This window comes from Streptomyces sp. WAC06614, from assembly GCF_003949795.1.
Lineage (GTDB): Bacteria > Actinomycetota > Actinomycetes > Streptomycetales > Streptomycetaceae > Streptomyces.
Genome location: NZ_RPRY01000270.1, coordinates 1 through 9,560 on the forward strand (window position 1 = coordinate 1; position 9,560 = coordinate 9,560).

9 protein-coding genes are annotated in these 9,560 nt (G+C 72.7%); 6 read left to right on the forward strand and 3 right to left on the reverse strand.

Annotated features, from left to right (window positions below; genetic code table 11):
- The first annotated feature begins 312 nt into the window (after nucleotides 1–312).
- The 6 genes from EF918_RS27260 to EF918_RS27285 all read left to right on the forward strand — a co-directional run bounded on the left by EF918_RS27260 (nucleotide 313) and on the right by EF918_RS27285 (nucleotide 5,564).
- Nucleotides 313–1,497, forward strand: a complete 1,185-nt coding sequence (locus EF918_RS27260; RefSeq protein ID WP_125651542.1) for an ATP-binding protein — start codon at nucleotides 313–315, stop codon at nucleotides 1,495–1,497.
- The gene (locus EF918_RS27265) at nucleotides 1,494–1,895 is read left to right on the forward strand and encodes a roadblock/LC7 domain-containing protein (RefSeq protein WP_125651544.1); all 402 of its coding nucleotides are present in this window, start codon (nucleotides 1,494–1,496) and stop codon (nucleotides 1,893–1,895) included. The genes EF918_RS27260 and EF918_RS27265 overlap by 4 nt, the downstream gene beginning before the upstream one ends.
- Nucleotides 1,892–2,269, forward strand: coding sequence for a DUF742 domain-containing protein (locus tag EF918_RS27270; RefSeq protein ID WP_185921940.1), 378 nt, complete (start codon nucleotides 1,892–1,894; stop codon nucleotides 2,267–2,269). Before EF918_RS27265 ends, EF918_RS27270 begins: the two co-directional genes overlap by 4 nt.
- Entirely contained in the window at nucleotides 2,244–2,837 is a 594-nt protein-coding gene (locus EF918_RS27275) for an ATP/GTP-binding protein (RefSeq protein ID WP_125651546.1), read from the forward strand. The genes EF918_RS27270 and EF918_RS27275 overlap by 26 nt, the downstream gene beginning before the upstream one ends.
- Nucleotides 2,838–2,848: 11 nt before the next feature.
- Complete coding sequence (locus EF918_RS27280) at nucleotides 2,849–4,198, forward strand: cytochrome P450 (protein ID WP_125651548.1); 1,350 nt, start codon at nucleotides 2,849–2,851, stop codon at nucleotides 4,196–4,198.
- A gap of 100 nt (nucleotides 4,199–4,298) precedes the next feature.
- Complete coding sequence (locus EF918_RS27285; RefSeq protein WP_260610721.1) at nucleotides 4,299–5,564, forward strand: tryptophan dimethylallyltransferase family protein; 1,266 nt, start codon at nucleotides 4,299–4,301, stop codon at nucleotides 5,562–5,564.
- On the opposite strand, the gene EF918_RS27290 is transcribed toward EF918_RS27285, so the two are convergent.
- The 3 genes from EF918_RS27290 to EF918_RS27300 form a co-directional block, all read right to left on the reverse strand.
- The gene (locus tag EF918_RS27290; RefSeq protein ID WP_260610722.1) at nucleotides 5,537–6,862 is read right to left on the reverse strand and encodes an NAD(P)/FAD-dependent oxidoreductase; all 1,326 of its coding nucleotides are present in this window, start codon (nucleotides 6,860–6,862) and stop codon (nucleotides 5,537–5,539) included. The two genes, EF918_RS27285 and EF918_RS27290, sit on opposite strands and share 28 nt — an antisense overlap.
- Nucleotides 6,863–6,989: 127 nt before the next feature.
- Nucleotides 6,990–8,414: an MATE family efflux transporter gene (locus EF918_RS27295; protein WP_125651550.1), complete on the reverse strand. Its 1,425-nt coding sequence runs from the start codon at nucleotides 8,412–8,414 to the stop codon at nucleotides 6,990–6,992.
- 2 nt (nucleotides 8,415–8,416) lie between these two features.
- Complete coding sequence (locus EF918_RS27300; protein WP_125651552.1) at nucleotides 8,417–9,445, reverse strand: cysteine synthase family protein; 1,029 nt, start codon at nucleotides 9,443–9,445, stop codon at nucleotides 8,417–8,419.
- Nucleotides 9,446–9,560: the final 115 nt, after the last annotated feature.

The window sequence follows — 9,560 nt, forward strand, 5'->3', positions numbered from 1 at the left end:
GGTCGGGGCCGGGGGCGAGCGGGGGGCCGTCCGGTGGTCATCCCGGCGAACGGCGCGGACCGGTACCGGTGGGTAGCTATCCGGTCTTCGGCTGTCCAAAGCCGTAGACAGTCTTAATCGGACAGCTCGTCATGTCGTATGCGAACCGGGCCACGAGAGGTTTTCCGGGGCTTTTCTGACGCCCCGACAAGCAGCGAAATTCAGTCAATGCCCGTTCAGGAGTGGGCTGGTGACGGGCGCTCCGCTGTCACGCTTAGTGATACGATCATCGTACTTGCGCAGCGGTGGATTCGGTCGTCTGAAGAGAGTCTTATGACGCAGTACATGCAGAACCCGGTGCTCTGGGCCCTCGTGGCCGCCGTCCTCGGCGCGGGCACCGTGATCGTCCGCCAGCGCAGGGTGGTGCGCTCGCTACGCGCCGCAATCGACGAAGTCAGAACGCATTACGCCGCGCTGGAAAGCAGCTTCGCCCACTCCGTCGAATCGGAGAAGGAACAGGCGCAGAACGCGACGAAATCGGTGCTCAAGTCCGCTATGCGGACACTCCAGGGTCTGGCCGCCGAGCAGCAGTCGGTCATCTCCAAACTCCAGGACAAGTACGGCGAGTCCGTCATCCTCCAGGACCTCCTGGAGATCGACCACACCAACTCCCAGTTCGGGCGGCGCGCCCAGTCCATCGCCGTCCTGTGCGACGGCTGGCTCGGACGGCACCGCGACGTCGCGTCCGTCTACGACGTGGTGCGCAGCGCACAGGGCCGGATCCGCCACTTCCGGCGGGTGGAGATCCTCTCCCAGGTCGACTTCGGCATCACCAGCCGGGCCGTCGAACCCCTGGCGCTGGCCCTGGCCGAGCTGCTGGACAACGCCACGAGCTACTCCAGCCCCCACACCGTCGTCGAGATCAACATCCGTACGGTGCCCAAGGGCGTCTGCATCGTCGTCGACGACGCCGGCGTCGGCATGAACGACGAGGAGCGGGCCAAGGCCGAGAAGCTCCTGTCCACCGAGCGGGTCACCGGGGTCTCCGGACTGGGCAGCCCCCCGCAGTTCGGCTTCGCGGTGATCGGCGTGCTCTGCGAGCGCTTCGGCTTCGAGGTGTCCGTGGACTCCAGCTCGCCGTACGGAGGCGTGCGCGCCGTCGTCCTGCTGCCCCACGACCTGCTCACCGCCATGCCGGAGAAGCCGGCCCCGGACGCCGTCGGCCCGGTCGGCCCCGTCGCCGCCGTCGCCGCGGCCGACCCGCGGGGGCCGGTCCCCGCCGTGACCACCGCCACGACCGTCGACGGACTGCCCAAGCGCACCCGCAAGCGCCCGATCGCCATCGTGCCCGGCAACTCGCCGGCCGCGCCCCCCGCCGCACGGTCCGGCCAGGACACCGCGGCGATCATCGGGGCGTTCCAGCGGGGGACGCTGTCCGGCCGCGCCGCGCTCCCTGCCCCGGGGGACCGTACGAGCGGCACACGTGATGCGAGCAACGAAGGACATGAGGTCTCGTGAACAACGATCTGTCATGGATGCTTGACAGCGCCCTGGAGATACCGGGGGCGCTGCACGCCGTACTGGTCTCCGCCGACGGGCTGCTGATGGCCCGGACGAAGGACATCGGCAAGGACAGCGCCGACACGGTGGCCGCCGCGATGAGCGGGGTCCAGTCGCTCAGCCGCACGCTCGGGTTCTTCATCGACGAGAACCCGCAGCAGTGGCGCCAGACCCTGGTGGAGTTCGACGGCGGCTGGGTCTTCCTGATCTCCGCCGGTGAGGGCGCCTACCTCGGCGTCTCCGCCTCCCCGGACGTGGACATGCAGGACATCACCTTCCGGATGCAGCAGCTCGTCGGGCAGCTCGGCAAGGCCCTGACGACACCGCCGCGCGAGAACGCCGGCGTCGGCTCGTGACCGGCCCCGACGAATTCGGGCCCGCCGCCGCGGATTTAGTGCGCCCGTACGTCATCACCAAGGGCCGGGGCCTGCCCGACGAGGCACAGCTCTCCCTGATCACCCTGGTCACCGCGGCCGGGGACGAGCAGCAGCGGCCGACCCAGCTGTCGCCCGAGGAGCAGAACCTGCTCGACCTCTGCGCCGCCGGATTCCTCTCGGTGGCCGAGATCGCGGGGCACACCCGGCTGCCGATGGGCGTGGTGCGGATCCTGCTGTCCGCCCTCACCGAGCGCGGCTACCTGATCACCCGCCCGCCCGTGCAGCGCGCCCCGCTGACGGACCGACACCTGCTGGAGGAGGTACTGCATGGGCTCCGCGCCAAGTTTGGATGAACGCGCGTACGTCCGCGGCGGGGCGACGCAGACCGCCGTGAAGATCCTCGTCGTCGGCCACTTCGCCGTCGGCAAGACCACCTTCATCGGTGCGATCTCGGAGATCCCTCCGCTGTCCACCGAGGAGACGATGACCCGCGCCGGCGAGTCCTTCGACGACCTCAAGGGCGTCCGCACCAAGACCACCACCACGGTGGCCATGGACTTTGGCCGGCTGACCCTCAGCGACCGCCTGGTGCTGTACCTCTTCGGCACCCCCGGCCAGCAGCGCTTCGTCCAGATGTGGGAGGACATGGCGCGCGGCGCGCTCGGCGCGCTGGTGCTGGTCGACCCCCAACGGCTGGCCGACTCCTTCATGGTGATCGACCTGATCGAGCAGTACGGCCTGGACTACGCGATCGCCGTCAACCGCTTCGACGGCGATCCGGGCCAGGAGGAACGGGCCCTGCGCGAGGCGCTGGACCTGCTCGACGACACCCCGGTCGTCACCTGCGACGCGCGCGACAGGAACTCCTCCGCCGAGGCGCTGATCACGCTCGTCCGCCACCTGCTGGACCGCGCCCCCTAAGAAAGAACGACATGGACTCTCGACCCACCGCACCCGTCCCCCCGCCGGGGTGCCCCGCCCACACCGACGGCGGGCGGGTGCCGCTGCACGGGCCCGCATTCGCGGCCGATCCGCAGGCGTACTACGCGTACCTGCGGCACTACGGCCCCACCGCACCCGTGGAGCTGGCCCCGGGGGTGGAGGCCACCTTGGTGACCGACTACACGGCCGCGCTGCAACTGCTCCAGGACTCCGCGTCCTTCCGCAAGGACGCGCGTCGCTGGCGGGCGTTCAACGAGGGCCTGGTCCGGCCGGACAACCCGGTCGCGCCGCTGCTCGCGTACCGCCCCAACTGCATGTTCAGTGACGGTGCCGAGCACCTGAGGCTGCGTCAGGCGGTCACCGACAGCATGGCCCGGGTGGACCAGCGCAGGCTGGCCCAGAGCACCGCGCAGATCTCCGACTACCTCATCGCCCAGTTCGGCGCCCGCGGCTCGGCCGACCTGCTGGGCGACTACGCCAAGCAGCTGCCGCTGTTCGTGTTCAACGAACTCTTCGGCTGCCCGGCGGAGATCGGCGACCGGGTGCTGTTCGGCATCTCCGGGATGTTCGACGGCGCGAACGCCGAGCGGGCCACCCAGGTGCTGTTCGGGGCCGTCGGGGAACTGGTCGCCGTCAAGCGCGCCCGGCCGGGGGACGACGTCACGTCCTGGCTGATGCAGCACGAGGCCGGGCTGACGGACGAGGAAATGGTCCACCAGCTCGCCCTGTTGCTGGGCGCGGGCGCCGAGCCGCTGCGCAACCTCATCGGCAACGTGCTGCACCGGCTCCTCACCGACGACCGCTACGCCGACGGCGGCGGACTGATCGACGAGGCCGTGGACGACACCCTGTGGGACAACCCGCCCATGGCCAACTACGCCCCGCACTACCCGGCGACGGACATGGAGTTCGCCGGCGAGCACCTGCGCGCGGGCGATCTGCTGCTCGTGAGCTTCGCCGCCGCCAACACGGGGCCCGCCCTGTCCGCGGCGCGCCAGGCCGGCAGCAGCCGGGCCCACCTGGCCTGGAGCGCGGGCCCGCACGCCTGCCCCTCGAAGGACCCGGCCCGGCAGATCACCGTGACCGCCGTGGAGAACCTCCTCAACAGCCTCCCCGACGTCGAACTGGCCGTGCCGGAGGAGAGCCTCATCTGGCGTCCCGGGCCCTTCAACCGCGGGCTGACCGTGCTGCCTTCGCGGTTCACCCCGCTTCGGACCTCGGGCGGCTCCCTCCCGCACGCCCGCCCGGAGGCGCAGCCGCAGGCGGACCAGTCGGGAACGGACCGCAGGCGCGAACGCGGAGGCATGTGGAGCCAGTTCCTCAACTGGCTGACCAAGTGAGATACGCGACTCCGGTAGGGTCCTCGGTCACCGCATGAACGTTCGACGGTGGGGGTAGTGAGCCCCGCGTTGTTCCTGTTGACCAAGGAAAAGGAGTGTCGTGGACCACGGATCCGCCGACGCCACTGTCGTACGCCCCACCGCCGACGCGGGCTCCCCCGGGAGCCTCGGCTCCAGACGGGGGGTCCCTCCGCGCCGCCGCTCCGGCGCCGCGGAGGGACCGGCCCCGCTGTCCCGGCCCGCCGAGCCGCGGACACCCGCCGGGGAGACCCTCGGCGGGCACGCGGCACGGCAGGCGCTGCGGCTGTGCGAGGCCGTGGGCCTGGACGGAGCCGACTCCGCGGCCTACGCACGGATCCTGCTGGAGGCGATGGGCCCCGCCGCCGCACGGCCGCTCGACCTGCCCCCCGCCGCCTCCTCCCTCGCCGACGACCGGTCGCCGCTGGAGTTCTCGCTCTCCTTCGTCCCGGACGCCGCGCCCACGCTACGGGTGCTGCTGGAGCCCGGGTACGGCGCCGGGAGCCTGGCGGAGAACGGGCGGACCGGGCTCCGCGTCATCCGCGCGATGGCGCGGCGCTGGGGGTTCGACACGCACCGGCTGGACGCGTGGGAGGACCTCTTCTTCCCGCCGGACCCGGAGGGGCCGCTGGCCCTGTGGTGCGCCCTGGAGCTGCTCCCCGGCGGGGTGCCCCGGGTCAAGGTCTACGTGAACCCCGCCGCGTCCGGGCAGGAACGTTCCGCCGCGACGGTCCGGGAGGCTCTGCACCGGCTCGGTCACCGCAAGGCGTTCACGGCGCTGCCCCCGGGTGACCGCCACCTGTTCCTCGCCCTGGACCTGGGCGACTGGCAGGAGCCCCGGGTGAAGGTCTACCTCGCGCACGAGGGCCTGTCGGCGGCGCAGGCACCCGGCCTGTCCCGTACGGAGGGGGGCCCGGGCCGCACGGAGGTCACCCGCTTCTTCCGCACGGCGGCCGGCGACACCCCCGGCGCCGGCGACCTGGACGGCGTACGCCTGGACCGGCGGCCGGGGATCAGCTGCCACGCCTTCACCGAGACGCGCACCGGCCGGCCCACCGGTTTCACCCTGCACGTCCCGGTCCGCGACTACGCCCGCCACGACGGGGAGGCCCTCGACCGGGCCCTGGCCCTGCTCGACGGCCAGGGCATGGACCCCGGCCCGCTGCTGCGCGCGCTGCCCGCCCTGACCTCGCGCCCGCTGCACGAGGGCGTGGGGCTCATCGCGTACCTCGCGCTCGTCCACCAGGAGGGACGGCCGCCCCGGGTGACCGCCTACCTCTCCTCGGAGGCCTACGCGGTGCGGCCGCCGGCCGACGCGCCCTACAGCTCCGCCAGTTCCCGCAGGTAGGAGCCCACGTCCACCTGGATGGACGCCCCGGCGGTCCGCCCGTAGCGCTCCTCGATCCCGCTCAGGTACGCCTCGATCTCCTTGCGCATGACGTCCGCGGCGGGCAGGGCCGCGTCGCCGTCGACGAGCCGTGCCACCCACCGGCACTGGGCCTCCACCAGGCGGGTGATCGAGCCGACGGGCCGGATCAGCCCCACGAAGTACAGGCCGGGCAGGGCCGGCGCCACCACGCGCCGGTACAGCTCGACCGCCGCCTCGCCCCCTGCCGTCGGGACCCCGGCCGGCAGGAAGGGGAAGGTCATCCGGAAGCCGGTGCAGTGGACGATCGCGTCCGCCTCCACCGAGGTCCCGTCGGTGAAGCGCACCTCGTGGCCGTCCAGGGAGGCGATCGCGGGCTTCGGGAGCACCGCCCCGTGCCGGATCCGGCTGAGGATCTCGTCGGAGATGGTCACGGCCGAGGAGAAGACGGGGTGGTCGGGCTCGGGCAGCCCGTAGTCCGACAGCCTCCCACGGGCCACGAACAGCGCCTGCTCCACGAACTTGCGCCGCTCGGCGAAGGACATCGCGTGGAACCACGGGGCGTCGGCGATCAGGTCCACCGACATGCCGAACAGCTGCTTGGGCACGACGTGCAGCCCCCGGCGTACGGAGAGCACGGTCCGCGCGGCGTGCCGCGACAGGTCCGTGGCGATGTCCACCCCGGAGGCTCCCATGCCGACGACGACCACGCGCCGGCCCGCGAAGTCACTGCCGTCGCGGTAGTCCATCGAGTGCAGGATCGTTCCTGCGAAGGTGTCTCCCCCCGGCGGGAGTTCGGGCACCGCCGGTTCCGAGTGGTGCCCCGAGGCGACCACGACGTGCCGGAAGCGCCGTTCGGCGACCGCGCCGCGGGCGTCCCGGCAGGTGACCTTCCACCCGCCGTCGGCCTCCCGCCGTACGGAGAGCACCTCGGTGCCCAGCTCGATGTGCGGCAGCAGCCCCGCCCACTGCGCGAACGACCGCAGGTAGGCCGCGACATCGCGGTGCCCGGGGTACAGGGGCAGGTCTTCCGGCATGGGGAAGTCGGCGTAACCGGTGAGCTGCCGAGCGGTGTTGAGGTGCAGGGACTGGTACCCCGGACCCGGCTCGCCGGCCCCCGGTCGGCGCCAGATGCCGCCGACGTCCGCCGACCGCTCCAGACAGACGAAGCCGATCCCGCGGGCCGCCAGGGCGTGCGCGGCGGCCAGGCCGGACAGCCCCGCGCCGATGACGCACACCTCCGCCGCGACGGGAACGACACCGGCTCGTGACGTGCTCACAGACCCCTCCACAGCACACCGCCCGCCCTCGCACCGGGTGTGCCAGGGCCAGGAGCCCACACCTTACCGATCACCGTTCCGGTTCCGTTTCCCGCTGGGGACCCTTTCCGCAACGGGCGCCAGGGGACTACGGGGTGGCCGTCACGGCCGCCGCGGTGGCGTGCAGGGACAGGGCGGTGGAGTAGCGGCGCAGCAGGAGGGCGGCGGTGGTCGCCAGACCGGTGAGCAGGCCCAGCCAGATGCCGAGGACACCGAGGCCGAGGGCATGGGCGAGGACCCAGGACGCGGGCAGGCCGACGGCCCAGTAGCCGAGGACACCGAGGCGGAAGCCGCTCCGGGTGTCGTCCAGGCCGCGCAGGAGGCCGACGCCGATGTTCTGGGCGCAGTCGAAGAACTGCAGGAACGCGGTGACGACGAGCAGGTGCGAGGCGATCGCCAGCGCTTCGGCGGAGCCGCCGCCGGAATCCAGGAAGGGCGCCAGGACCAGCCGGGGCAGCGTCAGGTAGAGGGCGCCGACGACGGCCATGACGGCGGCGGCGCAGGCGAGCGCGGTGTTCCTGAGGCGGCGGGCGTCGTCCGTGCGGCCCCGCGCCATGGCCCGGCTGACGTGGATCGAGGCGGCGTGGGAGAGGCCGACGGCGACCTGGAAGACGAGGTGGACGAGCTGGTTGACGGCGGTGTGGGCGGCCAGGGCGGCGGGGCCGAAGGAGCCGGCCATCAGCGCGGTGACCGAGAAGAACCCGGCCTCCGAGCCGTAGGTGGCGGCGACGGGGACGCCCAGGGAGAGAAGGCGACGGACGGTCACGGCGTCGGCCCGGGCGACGTTCAGGCAGAGCAGGGGCGCCAGTGCGCGGTCCTTGCGGACCGCGCGGTACAGGGCGAGGAAGGAGAGGAGGTGGACGGTGGAGGTGGCCACACCGATGCCGGTCAGGCCGAGCCGCGGCAGCCCCCAAGTGCCGTGGACGAGGATCCAGTTCAGCCCCGCGTTGACGGCCACCGCGGCGAGGGTGATCCGCAGCAGGGCCTGGGGGCGGCGCATGCCCACGGTGAACTGGCGGACGGCCTGGAACCACAGGCAGGGCAGCAGACCGGGCGCCAGCGCGAGGAGCATCGCCTGCGTGCGGTGGACGACCGCCGCGTCCTGACCGAGCAGGGTCAGGGCCTGGCCCAGGAGGACCATGAGGACGGCGCCGGCCGTGCCGGCGAGCGTGGCGACGGCCAGGCTCGCGCGGACGACGCGCCGCACGTCCTCCTCGACCGCCCGCCGGTCCTGCCCGGTCCCGGCCCCCTGCCCGCTCCGCGGGTCCTCTCCGCTCCGCGCGTCGGCGGCGGCCACCTGGTTGCCGACCGCGGTGACCAGGCCCACGCCCATGGTGCGGAGCTGGTTGAAGAGCACGAGGGCCAGACCACCGGCGGCGAGTTCCTCGGTGCCGAGGAAGCCCATCATCACCGTGTCGGTGGTGGTGAGGGCGACCTGGGCGAGCTGGGTGAGGACGAGCGGCACCGCCAGGCCGGCCAGCGCGCGGCTGTCGCGGAGCAGGGTGGTCAGCATGGTCACCGGTTCCTGCGGAGTTTGGCGAGGAGTTCGTCGATCGCGCGCTCCAACGCGGCATCGAGGAGGTCGCGTTCCCGCATCCACGCGTCGTCGAAGACGGTGTCAAGGTACTTCTCCCCGCCGTCGTTGACGAGGGCGACCACGGTCGTGCCCGGGGGCAGCGCGCCCAGGCGCGTCAGGGCCACGTACACGACGCCGCCCGCGGAGCCGCCGATGAGCAGTCCGGTACGGGCGACGGCCCGGCAGGTCGCGAACGCCTCGACGTCGCCGACCTTGACCCCCTCGTCGAGCAGGTCGAGGTCGACGAGCGCGCCGAGCTCGGCCCCTTCGGGAGTGCCGGTGCCGGACTGGTAGTAGGCGTGGGCCGGGCCGCCGAACGCGATGGACCCCTCGGGCTCGACACCGATGAGGGTGAGGCCGGGCACCAGCCGGGTCAGCTCCCGGCCGGTCCCGAAGAGGGCGCCTCCGGTGCCGACGGCGCCGATCAGCACGTCGATCCTGCCGCCCAGGGCCTCGTCGAGCTCGTGGGCCACGGGGACGTAGCCGGCGCCGTTGGCGGGGTTGTGGTGCTGCTCGGTGAACACGGTGTTGTCCTGGCCGCGGGCCAGCTCCGCGGCGAGCTCCTCTCGCGCGGCGGTGGCCAGCTCCGCGGCGCCGTCGTCCCCGACGTGCACGAGTTCGGCCCCCAGGGCCTTCATCGCGCGGAGCTTGTCGGCGCAGGCGTGGCGGTCGACGACGGCGGTGAAGGTGTAGCCGCGTTCGGCGGCGACGACGGAGAGCCCGAGGCCGGTGTTGCCGGAGGTGGATTCGACGATCCGGCCGCCGGCGCGCAGTGCGCCGCGGGCTTCGGCTGCGTCGACCATGGCCCGGGCCATACGGATCTTGGCGGTGCCGGTGGGGTTGAACATCTCCAGCTTCAGCAGCAGCCGGCTGCCGGTCCCGGTGGTGGCGAGTTCCAGCAGCGGCGTGCCGCCGACGAGGTCGGACACGCGGGAGACCACGGCGGGGCGCTGAAGTGCTCCGGGCATCGGATGCTCCTGGTGGGGGAGTGGGTGTGGCGGGTGTGGGCGGTGAGTGGGCGCAGGAGCGCGTGTGCGAGGCGGGGGCTCAGGTGGCGTGACGGTCCAGGCGCCAGCGGGGGCG